Below are 18746 nucleotides of genomic sequence, written 5' to 3' on the forward strand. Positions count from 1 at the left end.
GTACGCGTGAGCGCTGTCGTACGCGTGAGCGCTGTCGTACGCGTGAGCGGCCTCGACCACCCGCGCGGCGCGCCGTCACCCTCCGTTCACCCCACGCCGCCAGACTTCGAGCATGAGCGAATCCCCGCAGAGCGGCGCGGTGCCCGAGCCCGCCGCGACGGCCAACAGCGGCGCGGTCGGAGTGATCGGCCTCGACCTGCGCGGCGAGACACCGGCCCCCAAGAAGCAGGTCTACTCGTGGGCGCTGTGGGACTGGGCGACGCAGCCCTTCAACACCGTCATCCTCACCTTCATCTTCACGGCGCTGTACCTCACGACCGAGGCGTTCCTTCCGGCGTCGATCGCGGGACTCGACGCGAAGGACCCGATCCGCGAAGCCGCCGAGGCCGACCTCGCGTCGGGACTCGGACTCGGCTCGACGATCGCCGGCATCGCGATCCTCCTGATCGCCCCGGTGCTGGGCCAGCGGGCGGATGCCGCGGGGCGTCAGAAGCTCTGGCTCGGCATCGGCACCGGTGCGCTCGTCGCCTGCATGCTCGGACTGTGGTTCGTCGAGCCGACGCCGACGCTCTTCTGGCTCGGTGTGGCGCTGATCTCGGCCGGATCCGTCTTCGGCGAGATCGCCGCCGTGAACTCGAACGCGATGCTCATCGGCATCGCGAACCCGAAGACCGTCGGCCGCATCTCGGGCCTCGGCTGGGGATTCGGCTACATCGGCGGCATCGTCGCACTGGTCCTCGTCGTCGTCTTCTACATGCTCGACTGGTTCGGCCTCCCGGAGGACGGAGGACTGCCGTTCCGCATCATCGCCGTCGGCTGCGCGATCTGGGCGATCGTCTTCTCGATCCCGATCTTCCTCAACGTGCCCGAGCCCTCGCTCGGCCGCCCCGAGCGCAAGGTCGGCTTCTTCGCGTCGTACGGACTGCTCGTGAAGGACGTCGTGGGCTTGTACCGCAACCCCGACACCCGTCAGACGTTCTGGTTCCTGCTGTCGAGCGCGGTGTTCCGCGACGGACTCGGCGGCGTCTTCGCGTTCGGCGCGGTCATCGCGAGCCAGGTGTTCGACTTCGCCTTCCTCGACCTCGTGATCTTCGGCATCGCGGCGAACCTCATCGCGGGAGTCTCGACGATCATCGCCGGACGCTACGACGACCGGTTCGGCCCGAAGCGGATCATCCTCGTCTCCCTCGCATCCATGGTGATCGCCGGCCTCGCCGTGTTCTTCCTGGTGGATGCGGGCACGATCGTGTTCTGGATCGGCGGCCTGCTGCTCTGCGCGTTCGTCGGACCCGCACAGGCGGCGTCGCGGTCGTTCCTCGCCCGCATCACCCCGGCCGGGCGCGAGGGCGAGATCTTCGGCCTCTACGCCACGACCGGGCGGGCGGCGAGCTGGATGGCATCCGGCGCCTGGACGCTGCTCATCGTGCTCTCGGGGTCGACCGCCTACGGCATCCTCGGCATCGTGATCGTGCTGATCGCGGGCTTCCTGCTGCTGCTTCCGGTCAAGGCGACGCAGCGCGTCTGAGTATTCGAGTCGGAGCGGAAGCGGGAGTAGCCTGACCGCGTGACGGTCATCATCGCTTTCCTCGCCAACATCCTCGTCGCGATCGCCAAGACCGTCGCGGCGGTGCTCACGTCGTCGGCGTCGATGGTGGCGGAAGCCGCGCATTCGTGGGCGGATGCCGGGAACGAGATCTTCCTCCTCATCGCCGACCGCCGCGGTGCGCGGGAGAAGGATGAGCGGCATCCCCTCGGCTACGGTCGTGCGGCGTTCGTGTGGTCGCTGATCGCCGCGTTCGGCATCTTCACCGCCGGGTCGATCGTGTCGATCATGCACGGTGTGCAGGAGCTGTCGGAGACAGGCCCGGTCGAGAGCCCTGCCGTCGCATACGCGGTGCTCGGTATCGCGTTCGTGCTCGAGGGCGCTTCGTTCACGCAGGCGATGGTGAAGTCTCGGCGGCTCGCGCGCGAGCGCGGATCGTCGACGTGGGATTACGTGCTCGACACCAGTGACACGACGCTCCGCGCGGTGTTCTTCGAAGACATGGCCGCTCTGATCGGGCTCGTGCTCGCCGCCGGGGCGATCGCGATGCATCAGATCACCGGGGTCGCCGCGTGGGATGCCGTGGGATCGATCCTCGTCGGCATCCTGCTCGGCGTCGTGGCGATCATCCTGATCGGACGCAACATCGCGTTCCTCGTCGGCTCGAACGCATCGCCGGCCCTGCGTGATCGTGTCGGGCGCGCGCTGCTGGGGTCGCCGCAGATCCAGCGCCTCACCTACCTGCACATCGAGTACGTCGGGCCGAACCGGCTGTTCATCGTCGCGGAGGTCGACCTGGCCGGCGACGCCCGCGAACACGATGTGGCCAGACGGCTGCGCGAGATCGAACAGCAGATCGAGGCGCACCCCGTCGTCGAGACCGTGGTGCTGTCGCTCTCGGTCGATGACGAGGAATCCCTCGTCTTCGGCACAGCCGCAAGCGCACCCGCAGGCAATGACACAGGCACCGGCACAGGCACAGGCACAGGCACAGGAACACGGACACGCGCACAGCGCTAGTCGCATCATCCCGCGCGCGCGAAAGCGGGCGATCCGTCCCTCTGTTGCTGCCCCGGTGACCGCTCTGAAACACTGAGTCTCGGGGTGCGCCACCGCTGTTCGGGGTCCCACCACCGCGGCCCCCGCACCTGCGGGACACCCTCGTTCATCCGGATCTCCCACCCGGAGGAACCGAGACTTCGGTGATGCCACCAGCACAACGGCACACCGTTATCCGTATGCGTCGGCCCACCCCTCGCATGCTCAGTGACGTGGTGGATCTCACACCAGGACGCCGGAACATGACACCCGGGGATCAGACACTCCTTGTCGCGAGCGATGATCGCCCGCCGTTGATGCACCGTGAAGACCCGATCGGTGGTCGTGATCCCGATGATCCGTCCCTCATCCATGAGCACACGCTGGATCGTCCCCGAGCATCCGACGTGCGCGGCGACATTGAGCGGAAGTTGTCCCGCCGCCCCGCTGACGCTCGCGCGGCCCGTGCCGTTCACGAGGTCCTTCGCATCAACCGTCACGACGAGCACCGGCCCCGCACCTCCGAGCGTCGGCATGTCTCGGTGACGTGCGGCGATCGCCAGAGCGGCGGCGAAGGCATCGTGCCGCTTCTGCGCCGGCGTGCGGCCATCGATCACCACACGCGGATCTGAGTTGTAGGGGTCCTCGTCGTCACCGCGGTGGTCGTCACCGTGGTCGCCGCCGCGGTTGCCGCCGCGGTCGTCGTCGCCGTCCTCGTCGTCACCGCGCCCCTGGGAATCGGCTTCCTCAGAAGTGAACACCACCCCCGGCATCGGCGGACCGTCGCCCTTGGGGTTGTTCTGCGCGTCGAGGATCGATTCCAGCTGAGCGGCCACCTCGGGCGTCAGGTATCCCTTGATCGAGCGCAATCCGTCGCGCACCCGCCCCAGGGTGATTCCCCGTCGGCGGGTGGGCTCGTCGCCGGGCTGGTCTCCGTCGGGGTCGAGCAGCGCGACCAACGTCTCGGCAAGCAGCTTCAGTTCTTCGAGAGTGGGCGCCGGCCCCTGGACCTCGGCATCAGGGCCGCCCTCAGGATCGGGTCTGATGCCCCGCGCCGCCCGGGCCAGGCACGTGTCGGCGTCGAGCCGGTCGTCGACGCTGATTCGATGCGACACCTTCTCGATCGGGTCGGTCGCCGCGAGCATCCCCGCGACCCCGATCGCACCGTCGAGCATCGCCTCTCGTAGAGCCGGCCACCGCGCGGGCAGCCGGTCTCCGGAAACCAGGTTCACATCGCGTCGAACGAGGTCGACGACTTTCCCCACACGCGTCGCCCCGCGCACATCTGTCAACAGGGTGCGCTGGAGCAGTTCGTTCTGCGTGCGGCAGCCCGTGGAGTGCGGGAAGTCCACCGCGTCCCCTGATGCGATCGTCTCGACCACCACGGCTTCGACCCGTCGGAACGCCGCGCCCGCAGCCTGCAGTACTTCTACCCGTTCAGCGTCTGACAACCCCGCGAGAGCGTCGTCGGACAGCACCCGATCGAGGTCGGCGACGACCTGATCGACGAGGGTGCGAGTGCGGGATGACATGCCTCCATCCAACTGGCAGCCACCGACATTCGAACCGCGGAATCAGGCACTTTTCGACCAGATCAGAAGCATATTCCGGAACTACGGATCAGCGTTCCGGAATGCCGATCGCGAACTCCGCCGCGGCCACCACCGACCGAAATGATCGACCGCTCAGCTCTCCCAGTTGTCGGCGAGCTTGTTCAGCAGCGCCGCGAGCTGCTCGCGCTCTTCATCGGTGAAGGCGGCCAGCGCCTTGCCGAGGGCTTCGCGCCGCTCGCCCCGCATGCCGCGCGCGACCTTGCGGCCCTCGTCGGTCAGCGCGATGCGCGTGCGTCGAGCGTCATCCGGATCCGCCTCGCGACGAACGAATCCGTGCGCGACCCCCTGCTGCACGAGCCGCGATGCACGGGGCTGATCGACGCCGATCGCCGCGCCGAGATCGCTCACGCTCAGGGGCGTGGATGCCGCGGCGAGTGCTTCGAGCATCCGCATCCGTGCCGGTCCCCCGAATCGACCGGACGGGTCGTTCATCCACGGTGGCATTCCCGGCATCCCCGACCGCCCCGGATGCCCGTGCCCATGACCGCCCTGCTCGAAGTGATCCGGATGCGGACCACCATGCCAGCCGTGAGGCCCGCCCATCCCGCGGGGCCCGCGACCGCGTTCGCTCGGACGGCGTCCGCGCAGACGGGACAGGGCGCGGGCGATGGCCTCGGCGGGGTCGTTCTGTTCGGCACTCACCCGTCAATTTTACATGCGACTTGACATGTATCCACACTGCATGTCACACTACATATACATGCACAGTGACAAGCACATGCTCCATGACATCTAAGGACTCACTCATGAACACCTCTTACACTCAGAACACAGACAACACCTCCCGTCCCTTCGGCTTCTGGATCAAGGCGGTCGACCGCCTGATGGCCGCCGAGTTCGCCTCTTCTTTCGAGGGCGAGCACGCGAGCCGGCGCGACTGGCGGATCCTCAACGTGATCGACGGCACGGCACCCGCGCGCCGACCGCTGAACGCCCACAAGCTGCACGACCTCGTCGAGCGCGGGTGGGTCGCCGCCGACGGCGACGGCTGGACGCTCACCGACGAAGGCCGCTCGGCCAAGGAACGCCTCAGCGGCATCGTCGACGGCATCCGCGCCAAGGTCTCCGACGCCGTCTCCCCCGAAGATCTCGAGACCACACTCGCCTCGCTCGAGCAGATCGCCCGCGCATTCGGATGGGACGAAGAGACCCCTCTTCCCCGCGGACGCGGCCGTCGTCACGGCTTCGGACCTCGCGGTTTCGGCCCCGGCTTCGGCCCCGACCACGGCTTCGGTCCGGGGTTCGGCCCCGGTCGCGGCTTCGGTCGCCGCCACGGACACCCCTTCGGACGCGGACGCGACGCCGATTCGGGCTTCGGTCCGGGGCACGAGCACGGTCGTGAGCACGGTGCGGATGCCGAGTTCGGCGCCGACTCCGACTTCGCGGACCGCGCGTGCGCGCACCGCGGACACCGTGGACACGACCGCTTCGCGCACGAGCGCGGCGGACACGAGCACGGAGACCACCGCGGCCACGGGTTCGGTCCTGGCCATGGCCACGCCCGTGGCGACCACCGCACCGCCCGCGCGGCGCAGCACGCCTTCGAGCGCGGCTTCGACGCCGGGTTCTCCCGCGGTCGCGACGCCTGACGGCATCCGCTCATCGAGAACGCTCCGTCTGACTCCGGTCAGACGGAGCGTTTCTGCGTGCGCGCACGTGACCGGCGTCGGCTCAGAAGAGCCGCAGTCGCGACCGGGGCCTCACTGGCCCCGAAGATCCTCCGGCCGGAGCAGCCCGGATGCGCCGAGCACCTCGATCCCGAGCAGGTGACCGCCGCGATCGAAGTCGAGGATCAGCTCACCGGTCATGCCGTCGGGCAGCTCCACGGGCACCTGCCGCGCCGCCTCGCCGGGCCGGATCGGTCGCCCGATCGTGGCGTAGGCCGCATCGACCTCGGGGTCGTACCTCAGGTCGCCCACGTCAGCCGGTCCAGGATGCCGCGGCGCCTGCGACAGAGATGGAATCGACGGTCGAGAGCCCGAGCGTCGTCACCCCGAGGTAGATCGCCCCGACGATCGCCGCCGCGAGGAGCAACAGCAGGAAGGTGAAGATCACGATGGTGAGTGCGCGGTATCCGCCGGAGGTCGGCACCTCAGGAGCGACCGAGGGCTGAGCCCAGTCATCGGCGACCGGGGCAGGCTGATCGCCCTCGAGGATGGCCGGCTTCGGCCGCGAACGGCGAGTGGCAGGAAGCATCGCCTCCGGCGGAGGAGGCGGGATCACGACATCCGGAACCGACGACTCAGGCGGAGGCGGCGGGATCGTCGCATCCGGAACCGCGGTCGCGAGCGGAGGAGGCGGGATGACAGCATCCTCCGACGGGTCGTACGGATCTCTGCTGTCACCGCTCATGTCAGCCCCCTACGGCTCCGACGTCGGTCGTGCCGACGTCCGTCTTGTGGAAGTTCTGGAATGACCGGGATGCCGTCGGCCCCCGCTGCCCCTGGTATCGGTTGCCGTAGTGGCCGGAGCCGTACGGGTTCTCGGCCGGGGAGGTCAGACGGAAGAAGCACAGCTGACCGATCTTCATGCCCGGCCACAGCTTGATCGGCAGCGTCGCGACGTTCGCCAGCTCGAGCGTGACGTGCCCCGTGAAACCGGGGTCGATGAACCCGGCGGTCGAGTGCGTGATGAGGCCGAGGCGACCCAGCGACGACTTGCCCTCGAGCCGCGCCGCGATGTCATCCGCCAGCGAGACCTGCTCGAACGTCGCGCCCAGCGCGAACTCGCCCGGGTGCAGGATGAACGGCTCATCGGGGTCGACCTCGATCAGGCGCGTGAGCTCGGGCTGATCGACCGACGGGTCGATGAACGGGTACTTGTGGTTGTCGAAGAGACGGAAGTAGCGGTCCAGGCGCACGTCGATGCTCGACGGCTGGATCATCTCCGGCTCGTGCGGGTCCAGGCCGATGTGGCCGGATGCGAGTTCTGCTCTGATGTCGCGGTCGCTGAGAAGCACGGCCCCAGCCTAGTTGCCACACGCCGCCGACACTTTGGCCATGACGGATCAGGCGGGTAGGCTTGCGTTCACCCGCTCCTCGGATGCAGGTACGGGGCTGTAGTTCAATGGCAGAACTTCTGCTTCCCAAGCAGATAGCGCGGGTTCGATTCCCGTCAGCCCCTCCAACTCGCCGCCTCGACGGCGGCCCTTCCCGGGCACCAGCCCCGTTCCTGACGAAGGCTGATTTGCCAGATCCATCCCATCCGAATCGTCACCAGCTCCGAACACCGGATGATGGGCCCGTTTCCGCGCGCCCGAGAGGAGCCACGATGATCGAGTCATCGACCCCGCCGCTTGCAGACCTCGACGGGTATCGCAACGTCACCGACCTGCTCGTCGCGCGCGTCACCTCAGCTCCTGAGCACGTCGCCTTCGAGGTCGCGGGAGCGGATGCCGCAGCCCCCTGGCGCCCGATCACGACCCGGGAGTTCTCAGACCGGGTCCGCGCCCTGGCGAAGGGCTTCATCGCCGAGGGCATCCAGGCGGGTGACCCGATCGCGATCATGGCGCCGACGCGCTATGACTGGGCCGTCGCCGACCTCGCATCCTGGTTCGCCGGCGCCGTCGTCGTCCCGATCTACGAGACCTCCTCTCCCTCCCAGGTCGACGCGATCATCGCGGACGCCGGTGTGCGCCTCGCCATCGGCGGCACCACCGAGCACGCGGCGCTCCTGCAGGCGGCACTCGCGAAGACGGATGCCGTCACGCTCGGCGCATGGACGATGGATGCCGCAGCATCCGGCACTCTCACCGACCTGGTCGCGCGTGGCGTCGCCGTCACCGATGAGGAGCTCGAGGCACGCAGGTCGTCGGCCTCGCAGGACGACGCCGCGACGATCGTGTACACCTCGGGAACCACCGGCGAACCCAAGGGCGTCGTGCTCACGCACCGGAACTTCCTCGGGCAGGTTCTCAACATCGCCGCCGCGTACCACGAGATCGTGAACGAGAGCGGCAACACCGTCATCTTCCTGCCGCTCGCCCATGTGCTCGCACGAGGGCTGCAGCTGATCTGCCTCGCCAGCGGCATGCGCATCGCGCACCTGTCCGACCCCTCGACGGTCGTCGCCACCCTCGACACGCTGCGCCCGACCTTCCTGGTCGTCGTGCCGCGGGTGCTGCAGAAGATCCAGGCCGCCGCGGCTGACAAGGCCGCGGAGAAGAAGCTCTCGGCGGTGTGGGCGAAGGCTCGGTCGACGGCCATCGCCTGGGGCATCCGCGCCGAACGGATCGACGCCGGTCGCCGCATCCCGAAAGACCGCGGGCTCACCCTGCGCCACCGCTTCTTCGACGCGCTCTTCTATCGCCGCCTCCGCACCGTGATGGGCGGGCGGGTCGGCTACATCCTGTCTGGTGGGGCGGCTCTCGAGAGCGACCTCTCGCTCTTCTTCCGCGGCATCGGGGTTCCTGTCATCGAGGGCTACGGCCTCACCGAGACGACGGCACCCCTCACCGGCAACCTGCCCGGTCGCATCGCCTCGGGCAGCGTCGGCTCACCCCTGCCCGGTCTCACCGTGCGCATCAGCGACGAGGGCGAGGTGCTCGCCCGCGGCATCGGCGTCTTCGGCGGCTACCGCAACCCGGCCCACGACGAGGGCGCCTTCGTCGACGGGTTCTTCCGCACCGGAGACCTCGGGCGCCTCGACGACCAGGGCCGCCTGATCCTCGACGGCCGCCTCAAAGACGTGATTGTGACCTCCAACGGCAAGACGATCGTGCCGACCCGCTGGGAGAGCGCGGTCGAAGCGGATCCGCTCGTCTCGCACGCTGTGATGGTGGGCGAGGGCAAGCCGTACCTCTCCGCGCTGCTCGTGCTCGACCCCGAGCAGACACTGGCCTGGGCCGCCGCGGCGGGCACCAGCATCCCCGTCGTCACCCAGCCCGACATCCGCGAGATCACCGACCCTGCGCTCCGCGCCCACCTGCAGCGTGCCGTCGACGCCGCCAACGCACTGGTGGCACGCAGCGAGCAGGTGCGTCGCTTCAGCGTCGTCTTCGCCGACCTCGAAGACCGCGGGCTCGTCACGCCCACCATGAAGCTCAAGCGGAGCGTGGTGCTCGACCGCGCCGGCGCCACCGTCGAAGACCTGTACCTCTGAGAATCGGAAAGAGCACGATGTCCTCCCCCACCCCCACGAAGCCCAAGTCCTCGCGCGCCTCGCTCATCGCGATCGTCGTCGCGCTCGTCATCGGGGCGCTCGTCGCCCTCGCCGGCAGCCAGGGCGGCGCGACGCTCGGTGGCATCCCGCTGTTCGCCCTCGCCGTCGCGGCGGCGTACGCGATCCAGATCCTCGCCTTCATCCCGGCGATGATCCTGCGCACCGAGCGGTTCTTCGACCTCACCGGCAGCCTCACGTTCCTCGCCATCTCGGTCGCACTCGTGCTGCTGACGCCCATGCCCGACGCACGCAGCTGGATCCTCGCGGCGATGGTCATCCTGTGGGCCGCGCGGCTCGGATCGTTCCTCGCCATGCGCGTGCACAAAGCCGGTTCCGACGGGCGCTTCGACGAGATCAAGGGCTCCCCCGTACGCTTCCTGCAGGTGTGGGTGATCCAGGGTGCGTGGGTGTCGATCACGGCAGCCGCGGCGTGGATCGCGATCAGCACGGATGCCGGCGCGCGGGCCCCCATCGGATGGCTGACCGTCGTGGGAATCGTCGTGTGGGCGCTCGGCCTCGTGATCGAGATCGTCGCCGATGCGCAGAAGTCGGCGTTCCGCGCCGACCCCGCGAACAAGGACGAGTTCATCCGCACCGGCCTGTGGTCGCGCTCACGCCACCCCAATTACTTCGGTGAGATCGTGCTCTGGGTGGGCGTCTTCCTCACCGCCGCACCTGTGCTCGCCGGATGGCAGTGGGTCGCGATCCTGTCGCCGCTGTTCGTGATCCTGCTACTCACGCGAGTCAGCGGCATCCCGCTGCTCGAGGCACGCGCTGAGAAGAAGTGGGGCGACCGCGCCGACTACATCGCCTACCGCGAGAACACGCCGTCGCTGATCCCCCGACTCACCCGGCCTGCCGTGCGCGAGAGCGCCGCCTGAGAACCAGATCGCACACGGTCGCTGCGGCCGCGCCCACCGCGTAGGCGATCGGATGCCGGTCGCTCAGCTCGTGCCGGTGGTGCGTGGACTCGTGCTCGGCGCCCTGTCGCACCCCGGCGGCGTGTGAGCATCGCGCCGGGCGTCACCCGACGAGCGGTCCGCCGATCTTCCAGTAGCCGAGGAACGACACCCGCTCCTTCGCGACGCCGACCTCTGCAGTGAGCCGACGACGGATCCGCGCCGTCACGCCTGCCTCCCCCGCGAGCCAGACATACAGAGCGTCATCGTCGCGCAGCCCGCCCTGCTGCTCGTCGAGCCAGTCCCGCAGGGCGCGCTCGACTCCGGACTCGTGAACGTCGTTTCCCCGCTCGACCAGATGGATGCGAGCATTCTCCGGCGACGATCCCGAGACGATGTCGTCGGCGGGATCATCGCACTCGAGGAACACCTCGGCGGAGGCATCCGGATCGAGCGAATCGAGGATGCCGCGCACGGCCGGGAACGCCGTCTCATCGGCGACGAGCAGGAAACGCCGCGCATCGCCCGGTTGCCAGTGCAGACCGTATCCGGTCCACCCCATGCGCGCGTCCGGCCCGTTGACCACGAGGTGATCACCGGGCTGGGCCGCGGCCGCCCACGCCGACGCCGGCCCTGCCGGTTCGTGCAGGTAGAAATCGATGTCGATCTCACCGGCATCCGCCCTGATCGCCGACGGCGTGTACGTGCGCAGTACGTTGCGCTCGCCCTCGGGCATCGCCTTCCAGCGCGTGTACCAGTCGGAGGGGTGAGGCGTGGGTTCGTCGAGCAGCCCGAAGTCGGCGATGCTGCCGTCCGGAAGCGGAAGAACGACCTTGATGCGCTGATCCGTGCCCCAGGCGGCGAAGTTCCGCAGGCTCTCTCCGGCGAGTGTGAGTCGGACGAAGCGGGGGCTCAGCATCGTGCGGTTGCGCACCTCGACGGGGAACGCGCTGTACGCCCAGGGGCGATCGGCAGTCACAGGCGCACTCCTCTGCCTGCCGAGGGCACGGAACCGCGCAGCGGCACGACGAGCGGTCCGCCCGTGACCGGATCGGCGATCACCACGTTCTCGAGACCGAAGACCTCGTGCACGCGCTCGCTCGTGATCACCTCGTGCGGCGGCCCCTCGGCGACGATGCGTCCATCGCGCATGGCGATGATGTGGGTCGCATAGCGGGCTGCGTGGTTGAGGTCGTGCAGCACGGCGACGAGCGTGCGGCCCTGCGCGTTGAGATGTGCGAACAGCTCCATGAGCTCGACCTGGTGCGCGACGTCGAGGAAGGTCGTCGGCTCGTCGAGCAGCAGCAGGTCGGTCTCCTGCGCGAGCACCATCGCCACCCACACCCGTTGGCGCTGCCCGCCGGAGAGCGCGTCGACCGGGCGTGCGGCCAGATCGGCGGTGCCGGTGGCCGCCAGGGCGTGCTGCACGGCCAGCTCGTCGGCATCCGACCACTGCCTCATCAGGTTCTGATGCGGGTATCTGCCCCGGGCGACCAGATCGGCGACCGTGATGCCATCGGGTGCCGTGGCGCTCTGCGGCAGCAGACCGAGCCTGCGGGCGACCTCCTTCGCCGGATACGAGCCGATCGTCTGCCCGTCGAGCACGACACGTCCGCTCGATGGCGCGAGCAGCCGCGACAGGCCCCGGAGGAGCGTCGACTTGCCGCATGCGTTCGGACCGATGATGACGGTGAAGCCGCCGTCGGGCACGTCCACCGACAGGTCGCGGACGATCTCGGTGCGGTCGTACGACAGTGTGATGCGCTCCGCGCTCAGACGCGGAGCGGCGGCGGGTTCGGGTGGGAACGGGATGTCAGGCACGGCGGCGGATCTCCAGGATGATCATGAGCACGAGATAGGCGCCGCCGACCGACACGGTGACGACGCCGACAGGCAGGGCGGTGGGCAGCACGTGCTGCGCGATGAGGTCGGCACCCAGCAGCAGCACGCCGCCGAACAGCCCCGAGAGCACGAGCGACAGGTGCGGGGTGCGGGCGACGAGGCGTGCGATCTGCGGTGCGGCGAGGGCGACGAACGCGACAGGTCCTGCGACGGTGGTGGCCGCAGCGACGAGCGCGACGCCGATCAGCAGCGCTCCGGCGCGGATCGCTCCCGGCCTGGCGCCGGTGGATGCCGCCATGTCGTCGCCGAGACCGAGCTGACGCAGCCGCGGCACGAGCAGCACGGCGGCGGCGACGAACGGCAGGGCGCATGCGAGTGCCCCGGCGAGCGGACCGGCGGTGACGCCGTTCAGCGACCCGGTCCCCCAGGCCGAGGCGAACATCGCCGTCTCCAGTTCGATCTGCAACAGCATCCACGTGTTCAGCGAGGCGAGGATCGCCGAGACGCCGATCCCGACGACGATCAGGCGGAATCCCTGCACGCCTCCGCGCGCGGACAGCAGCCAGATCACCGCGGCCGTGACGAATCCGCCGACGAGTGAGCCGACGGTCAACACCGGCCAACTGCCCGAGACGAGCACCAGCGCGAGCAGCATGCCGGTGAACGCACCATTGGAGAGGCCGAGGATGTCGGGGCTCGCGAGCGGATTCCTCGTCACGGTCTGGAACAGCGCACCCGCGATGCCCAGGAGCGCGCCGACTGTGATCGCGGCGACCGCCCGCGGGAGCCGCCAGTCGATCACGACCGTGCGGTCCATGGCGTCTCCGCCGCCGAACAGCGTCTGCACGACCTGCTGCGGCGTGAGGGGGTAGGTGCCGAGCCCCAGCGCCAGCACCGTCAGCACGATGAGAACACCCACCGCAGCGACTCCCGCGAGGATGCTGCGCTGTCGCACCGGCATCCTCAGCGGTCCGAGTCGCAGGATCCGTCGGCGGTATCCGACGTCGGTGAGCGTGACCACTCGCGACGAGCTCACAGTGCACTCGCCTTGCGTCTGCGGGCCAGAACGATCAGCACGGGAGCCCCCACGAACGCCGCCACGATGCCGACCGGCACCTCGGCCGGGGCGATGATGATGCGGCCGAGCACGTCGGCGAACAGCAGGATGACGGGCGCGAGCACGGCTGAGAGCGGCAGGATCACGCGCTGATCGACGCCGAACGTCCACCGGATCACGTGCGGCACCATGAGGCCGATGAACGAGATCGGGCCGGCGAGGGCGGTCGCGGCGCCGGCAAGCAGCGTGACGGCGGCGATGACGCCGATGCGGATGCCCGCGACGTTGGCGCCCTGCGCGCGGGCGACGTCTTCACCGAGACCGATCGCATTGAGACCGGGGGCGAGGAGCAGCGCGAGCATCAGTCCCACCACCACGAACGGGAGCACCGGCAGGATGACGTCGAAGCCGCGACCGAGGAGTGACCCGGCATTCCAGCTGCGCATCGAATCGAAGGCATCGGGGTCGCTCAACGAGAGTCCGGTCGTGATTCCCGAAAGCACGGCACCGAGCGCGACGCCGGCGAGGGTGAGGCGCAGCGGATCGGCCGAGCCGCGTCCGGAGGACCCGATGAGGTACACGGCCACCGTGACGACGAGCGCGCCGAGGAAAGCGAGCCACACGAACTGCGAGACGTCGCGCAGACCGAGGAAGGTCACGCCCAGCGCGACGGCGAGCGCGGCACCGGCGTTGACCCCGAGGATGCCGGGGTCGGCGAGCGGATTGCGGGTGAAGGCCTGGATCAGCGCCCCCGCCACTCCCAGCGCGGCACCGGCCACGAGACCCGTGACGGTGCGGGGGATGCGTAGGTCGAACACGATGTAGTCGGTCTCGGGGTTCCCGCCGCCCTGCAGCGTGGTCCACACCGTCTGCGGAGAGAGCGGGTTCGCGCCGACTGTGAGAGAGAGCACGACCGCGAGCGCGAGCAGGGCGAGGAGCACGATCGTCCCGCCGACCGCGCGGGCCCCACGGTGCGGAGAACGCCGGCGCCGCGTGGGCGGCGCCGGCGTCTGGGTCAGGGAGAGAGCGGTCAACGGCTCTTTTCGAGATACGTCTCGATGTCGTCGAGCACGGTCTGTGCGCCCTTGGGGCCCACGCCCGACACCCAGTAGCTCGTGTCGACCGGGGTCACCGAGGGAAAGGCGGCGGCGTTCTGCGTGATCGCCGCGGGGATCTCGGAGGCGTCGTCGACGTCGCTCACTGTGACGAACACGTGGTCGGCCTTCGCCGAGAGGATGTTCTCGGGCGAGAGGTCGGCCTGCAGGCCGTCGGCCCAGTCCTGCTCGGGGATCGTGAATCCGACGCACTCGAGCAGGCTTCCCGAGAACGAGACCGGGCCGTAGAGGCTGAGCGTGGTCTCGTCGCGGGGACGGATCAGCTGAGCGGTCTGACCGTCGACGTCGTACTCGTCGGCGAGCGCCTCGCACCGCTCGTCGACCGCCGCCAGCAGATCGGCCACCTCGTCTTCGCGACCCAGAGCCTCGCCGATCAGCAGAGCGTTGTCGCGCCACGGATCGGCCTGGGTCTCGATGAACACGGTGGGGGCGATGGCCGCGAGCTGCTCGTAGAGCTCGGAATGCCGCGCCTCGGTGCCGAGGATCAGATCGGGCTTGAGCGCCGCGATCGCCTCGAGATCGGGCTCGGGCACCGTGCCGACGGGCTCGACGCCGTCGACCTCGAGGTAGGCCGGCGCACCCGTGACGTTGCTCGCGACGGCGGCCCCGACCGGCTCGATGCCGACCGCGACCGCGGTGTCGAGCTCGAGCGGCTCGAGCGTCACCACGCGCTGCGGGTCGTCGGGGACCTCGGTGGTCCCGCGGGCATGCTCGACCTCGTGGGTGCCGGACGCGGCGGCCGGTTCGTCGGTGGCGGCGGTCGGCTCGGCGGCGCAGCCGACGAGCAGGAGCACGGCGCAGGTCGAGACGGCGAGGGCCGCAGTGGCGCGGCGACGGAGGCGGGAGGGCATGGGGAATGACCTTTCGGGACCGGGGAGGGGACGACACCGAGACGATCGATGTTGGTTAGGCAACCCTAACAGGTGGGTTCGCCCGGCCTGTACGACGACGCATCCGGTCATTGTGTCATCCGACGTTCTCGTCGCAAGCGGCCGCAGCGATACGCTGACCGGCATGAGTGAGAACGCGACGCCCGACCACCTGACACTGGCCTCGTTCGACGCACCGAGTTCGGCAGCGGCGCGCGCCGCTCTGTCGCTCGCCACGCAGTATCACTCCCCGGCCCTGCTGAATCACGTGCTGCGGTCATGGCTGTGGGCCGAGGCCTTCGCGGTCGTCGAGGGCCGCTCGGACATCGACCACGAACTCCTCTACGTCGCCGCCGTGCTGCACGACATCGGCCTGGTGCCCGAGTTCGACAACGTCTTCCGCTCGTATGAGGAGTCAGGGGGCCATGTGGCCGTCGCGCTCACCCGGGGCGCCGGATGGGACGAGCACCGTGGCCAGCGCGCGCTCGAGGTGATCGTTCGCCACAACTGGCCCGCCGTCGATCCCGACCTCGACGTCGAGGGATACCTGCTCGAGATCGCGACCGGTCTCGACATCTCCGGCGCGCGGCCCGATGCGCTTCCCGCATCCTTCATCCGCGAGGTGCTCGACGCGTACCCGCGCCTCGACCTCGCCCAGGAGTTCGGCACCGGCGTCGTCGACCAGGCGGCGCGCAAGCCGCACACCGCGGCACACCGACTGGTCGAGGGCGGCGTCGTCCGCAAGCTGGCGGACAACCCGCTCGGCTGACGCAGCGGTCGAGCTCACGGCCTGCCGCTGATCACCCCTGCAGACCTGCGGTCAGGCCGAGCAGCGCGGTCGCGGTGAAGTCGATCGCCGGTTCCACCGTCTGCCACGCACCGACGTCGTCGAGGTAGCGGGACCCCTGGCCGTCGAACTCCGCCCAGTCGGCCCCGTCAGCGGCATCCGATTCGCACGGCACCATCGTCTCGAACCGGTTCAACTCCTCCAGCTGCTCCGCGGCGTTCGGACCGTTCACGACCGCGCCGAGAAGCGGGCCCGCGTCCGCGAGGTTCGCCACCTGATGCTCGGGACACTGCGGGTAGGTGTCGCCCGCGCCGATCATGAAGCTGCTCCCCCAGGCGTTCGCGCCGAAGACCCAGGCTCGTTGCTGCTCGGCGAACTCGCGATAACCGTCGTCGCCCGTCACCCGTTCGTAGTACCCCGCGGTCGCGATCAGCCCGAACGCGAACGGTACCGAATCGAACTCGACCAGACTCACACCGGCACCGAACGGATCGCTCGCTGCGGCGTCGACTCCCGAGTCGAGCTGACGGCGCAGGTCGTCGATCAGCAACGGCGCCACGGCCTCATCCTGTGCGGCGAGCTCCGCATGGGCGAGCGCGCTGACATCGCCGACACCGAGGGTGCCCCGCACATCGGAGTCGATGTACGCCGTCGCCCACGCGGCGGAGTCGTCCAGCCACCCACGCGCCCGATCGTCGTCGACGGCTTCTGCGGCGAGCGCGAGCTCGACCGCGGCGAGTTCCAGGTCGTCCTGCCACGAGTCCTCCGGGTAGAACTCGGCGGGGACGGCGGTGGCGTTCGCGGCGGGATCGGTGTCGGCGAGGGCGTAGATGTCGGCGGCCTTCGTGAGCCAGGTCGTCGCGGCCTCTTCGTCGCCCTGGGAGGCTGCACGCTGGGAGGCGAGGGCGAAGGCGGCGGCGACGCGCCCGGCGACGGACGGCTGGATGCTGGCCCCGGCCTCGCCCGCGAGGAAGACCGGTCGGTGGGAGATCGTGTAGTCGGGATCACCCTCGGGTGCCGCGTTCGCGTCGTCGTCCTCCGGCAGACGCCAGACGTCGTGGTCGGTGCGCACGGCGTCGTTGCCGTTCCCGATGCCGACCTGCAGGGCGAGGGTCTGCGTCTCGTCATCCCACATCCGGTCGAGCCAGTCGAGTCCGAACTCGATCTCCGCGGCCAGATCATCGGATGCCGTCGCGCCGCCCCGCTCGGCCACGATCATCGCCGTCGTGGCGTACGCGGTGGTCCCGGTGAACTTCAGGAAGTCGCCGGCGTCGAACCAGCCGCCCGAGACATCCCAGTGAGGGAGGCCGGACGGCTCGAGGTCGCCGACGAGTGTCTGGCCACCGTCTTCGTAGGTCGGTGTCTCGTACACCGTCGCCGCGGCGTCCAGAAGGTGAGACGGCTTGCGGCGCATGACCTCGGGGATCACGTCGGCGCCGTCGCGCTGAGCCTGGAAGAACGTCACCGTCAGGTCGGCGAGCGGCCGCAGCACCTCCTCCGCGGACGAGACCGTGAACTCCGGCGAGCTGCCCTGGGCTCCGCCGGTGAGCTCGATCCGGTACACGCCGGCACCGTCGACATCCGAGAGGTCGATCCGGTGGACGGCGTCGTACTCGTCGTTCCACGCGCCGCCGCCGCCGCCGAGGTCTCCCTCGACGACCACCTCGCCCTCCGCATCCAGAACGCGGTAGCCGGCGTCCTCGAGAGCATCCGCGTCGCCCATCGCGTACGCCGTCTTCGACTCCCCCACGATGTACCCGGTCTGGTCGACCCGAACCTGCGCGTCGGCCGACTCGGGCGCAGAACAGGAGGTGAGAAGCAGGGCGACGGTCATCGCCGACGCAGCCGCTGCGGCCCTGATGCGATGGATGGACTACTCCTCGCTCGAGTCGAGGAAGACCCCGACACTGTCGCCGTCGAGGACGAACTGCAGCGTCGTGCCCGAGGGGTAGCGCTCGCGCAGCTCGTCGGGGGCGAATCCGCCGAGAGGCACCTCGGCGGTCGCCGGGAACACCCCCATGCCGCAGTCCGAGTACATCTGCCCTTCGAACCCCCAGGACGACTCGTTGTAGTCGCGCCATTCCGGCAGCTGGTCGGTGCTCACCACATTGATGCATCGGTCTTCGGCTGAGCGATCGCCCGACTCCGAGGACCACGTCGGGGTCACGAACACCGTCAGGCCGTAGAAGTCCGCAGACACGGCATCCTTCTCCGCACCGAACCAGCCGGGAGGGATCACGCCCGCGCTCGACAGGGTGAGCGTGTCGATCTGGGGTGCTCCGGCAGACGACGACACCGGCGCTATCGACGCGAGCGCGAAGGCCATCGTGCCTGCCAGCGCGGCGGATGCCACGACGGACGCGACCCAGAGCGGAGTGCGCCAGCGCACGAGACGCGCGCGCCAATCGGTCTCCTCGGACTCTTCATCGTCCGCGTCGGGGTCGTCCCAGAACGAGTCGTCGTCCAGCCTCTCGATGAGGTCATCGCTCGCCCGGGACTCGTCGGCGGCGGGGAGCACGACACGCAGTTCCGAGATCTCGCCGGGATCGCGGCGATCACCGCTGTCGCGGGCAGCCCCCGGACCGCCACTCGCGGTCGTGCTGCCGCCCCCGTGCCGCGCGGATGTCGCGACGCGGGATGACTCCAGCTCCTGCAGGCGACGCAGTGCCACCGGGTCCGTCGCGATGTCGGCATGGGGGCCGTAGGCGCGAGCACGCAGCTCGCGCAGTTCGGCTTCGGCGGCGGCATCCATCCCCGGCATCGTCTCATGACGACCCCCGCGCGCACAGCAACGGGCGGGTGGAGGTGTGAATCGCCCTCCAC

18 protein-coding genes and 1 tRNA gene are annotated in these 18746 nt (G+C 69.4%); 7 read left to right on the top strand and 12 right to left on the bottom strand.

Annotation, left to right across the window (positions count from 1 at the left end):
* The first annotated feature begins 112 nt into the window (after positions 1-112).
* Both ACTJKH_RS08060 and ACTJKH_RS08065 read left to right on the top strand, forming a co-directional pair.
* Positions 113-1525 (top strand): MFS transporter, encoded by a 1413-nt coding sequence (locus tag ACTJKH_RS08060; protein WP_440736476.1) that lies wholly within the window; start codon positions 113-115, stop codon positions 1523-1525.
* Between the two features lie 39 nt (positions 1526-1564).
* A complete protein-coding gene (locus ACTJKH_RS08065) occupies positions 1565-2563 on the top strand; it encodes a cation diffusion facilitator family transporter (RefSeq protein WP_440736477.1) in 999 nt (332 codons plus the stop codon).
* A gap of 5 nt (positions 2564-2568) precedes the next feature.
* On the opposite strand, the gene ACTJKH_RS08070 is transcribed toward ACTJKH_RS08065, so the two are convergent.
* Both ACTJKH_RS08070 and ACTJKH_RS08075 read right to left on the bottom strand, forming a co-directional pair.
* The gene (locus ACTJKH_RS08070) at positions 2569-4113 is read right to left on the bottom strand and encodes a DUF222 domain-containing protein (protein ID WP_440736478.1); all 1545 of its coding nucleotides are present in this window, start codon (positions 4111-4113) and stop codon (positions 2569-2571) included.
* A 153-nt stretch (positions 4114-4266) separates the two neighbouring features.
* Positions 4267-4836: a MarR family winged helix-turn-helix transcriptional regulator gene (locus tag ACTJKH_RS08075; protein ID WP_440736479.1), complete on the bottom strand. Its 570-nt coding sequence runs from the start codon at positions 4834-4836 to the stop codon at positions 4267-4269.
* A 104-nt stretch (positions 4837-4940) separates the two neighbouring features.
* Between ACTJKH_RS08075 and ACTJKH_RS08080 the strand changes: the two genes are divergently transcribed.
* On the top strand, positions 4941-5783 hold the full coding sequence (locus ACTJKH_RS08080; RefSeq protein WP_440736480.1) for a hypothetical protein: 843 nt from the start codon (positions 4941-4943) through the stop codon (positions 5781-5783).
* 111 nt (positions 5784-5894) lie between these two features.
* On the opposite strand, the gene ACTJKH_RS08085 is transcribed toward ACTJKH_RS08080, so the two are convergent.
* Genes ACTJKH_RS08085 through dcd form a run of 3 tightly spaced genes read right to left on the bottom strand, consistent with a single transcriptional unit; the run spans position 5895 to position 7153 of the window.
* Positions 5895-6113, bottom strand: coding sequence for a DUF2283 domain-containing protein (locus ACTJKH_RS08085; protein WP_440736481.1), 219 nt, complete (start codon positions 6111-6113; stop codon positions 5895-5897).
* A 1-nt stretch (position 6114) separates the two neighbouring features.
* Positions 6115-6546, bottom strand: a complete 432-nt coding sequence (locus ACTJKH_RS08090) for a hypothetical protein (protein ID WP_440736482.1) — start codon at positions 6544-6546, stop codon at positions 6115-6117.
* Between the two features lies 1 nt (position 6547).
* Positions 6548-7153 (bottom strand): dCTP deaminase, encoded by a 606-nt coding sequence (gene dcd / locus ACTJKH_RS08095; protein ID WP_440736483.1) that lies wholly within the window; start codon positions 7151-7153, stop codon positions 6548-6550.
* 93 nt (positions 7154-7246) lie between these two features.
* Between dcd and ACTJKH_RS08100 the strand changes: the two genes are divergently transcribed.
* The 3 genes from ACTJKH_RS08100 (at position 7247) to ACTJKH_RS08110 (ending at position 10235) form a co-directional block, all read left to right on the top strand.
* Positions 7247-7320: transfer RNA gene (locus ACTJKH_RS08100), tRNA-Gly, on the top strand.
* A 144-nt stretch (positions 7321-7464) separates the two neighbouring features.
* Positions 7465-9294: an AMP-dependent synthetase/ligase gene (locus tag ACTJKH_RS08105; RefSeq protein ID WP_440736484.1), complete on the top strand. Its 1830-nt coding sequence runs from the start codon at positions 7465-7467 to the stop codon at positions 9292-9294.
* Between the two features lie 17 nt (positions 9295-9311).
* Positions 9312-10235: a DUF1295 domain-containing protein gene (locus ACTJKH_RS08110; protein WP_440736485.1), complete on the top strand. Its 924-nt coding sequence runs from the start codon at positions 9312-9314 to the stop codon at positions 10233-10235.
* Positions 10236-10377: 142 nt separating this feature from the next.
* On the opposite strand, the gene ACTJKH_RS08115 is transcribed toward ACTJKH_RS08110, so the two are convergent.
* The 5 genes from ACTJKH_RS08115 to ACTJKH_RS08135 are packed head-to-tail and all read right to left on the bottom strand — an operon-like array spanning position 10378 to position 15118.
* On the bottom strand, positions 10378-11232 hold the full coding sequence (locus ACTJKH_RS08115) for a siderophore-interacting protein (RefSeq protein WP_440736486.1): 855 nt from the start codon (positions 11230-11232) through the stop codon (positions 10378-10380).
* The gene (locus ACTJKH_RS08120; protein ID WP_440736708.1) at positions 11229-12065 is read right to left on the bottom strand and encodes an ABC transporter ATP-binding protein; all 837 of its coding nucleotides are present in this window, start codon (positions 12063-12065) and stop codon (positions 11229-11231) included. Before ACTJKH_RS08120 ends, ACTJKH_RS08115 begins: the two co-directional genes overlap by 4 nt.
* 1 nt (position 12066) lies before the next feature.
* Entirely contained in the window at positions 12067-13131 is a 1065-nt protein-coding gene (locus ACTJKH_RS08125; RefSeq protein WP_440736487.1) for a FecCD family ABC transporter permease, read from the bottom strand.
* Positions 13128-14186: a FecCD family ABC transporter permease gene (locus ACTJKH_RS08130; protein ID WP_440736488.1), complete on the bottom strand. Its 1059-nt coding sequence runs from the start codon at positions 14184-14186 to the stop codon at positions 13128-13130. Before ACTJKH_RS08130 ends, ACTJKH_RS08125 begins: the two co-directional genes overlap by 4 nt.
* Positions 14183-15118 (bottom strand): ABC transporter substrate-binding protein, encoded by a 936-nt coding sequence (locus ACTJKH_RS08135; RefSeq protein WP_440736489.1) that lies wholly within the window; start codon positions 15116-15118, stop codon positions 14183-14185. Before ACTJKH_RS08135 ends, ACTJKH_RS08130 begins: the two co-directional genes overlap by 4 nt.
* Positions 15119-15281: 163 nt before the next feature.
* Between ACTJKH_RS08135 and ACTJKH_RS08140 the strand changes: the two genes are divergently transcribed.
* On the top strand, positions 15282-15905 hold the full coding sequence (locus ACTJKH_RS08140) for an HD domain-containing protein (RefSeq protein ID WP_440736490.1): 624 nt from the start codon (positions 15282-15284) through the stop codon (positions 15903-15905).
* 31 nt (positions 15906-15936) lie between these two features.
* Here the strand turns inward: ACTJKH_RS08140 and ACTJKH_RS08145 are convergent, their stop codons facing one another.
* Both ACTJKH_RS08145 and ACTJKH_RS08150 read right to left on the bottom strand, forming a co-directional pair.
* Positions 15937-17757 carry a glycoside hydrolase family 9 protein gene (locus ACTJKH_RS08145; RefSeq protein WP_440736491.1) on the bottom strand — a complete coding sequence of 607 codons (1821 nt, stop codon included), beginning with the start codon at positions 17755-17757 and terminating at the stop codon, positions 15937-15939.
* 39 nt (positions 17758-17796) lie between these two features.
* The gene (locus ACTJKH_RS08150) at positions 17797-18675 is read right to left on the bottom strand and encodes a hypothetical protein (RefSeq protein ID WP_440736492.1); all 879 of its coding nucleotides are present in this window, start codon (positions 18673-18675) and stop codon (positions 17797-17799) included.
* Positions 18676-18746 lie beyond the last annotated feature (71 nt).

The organism is Microbacterium sp. 22215, from assembly GCF_052045655.1.
GTDB lineage: Bacteria > Actinomycetota > Actinomycetes > Actinomycetales > Microbacteriaceae > Microbacterium > Microbacterium phyllosphaerae.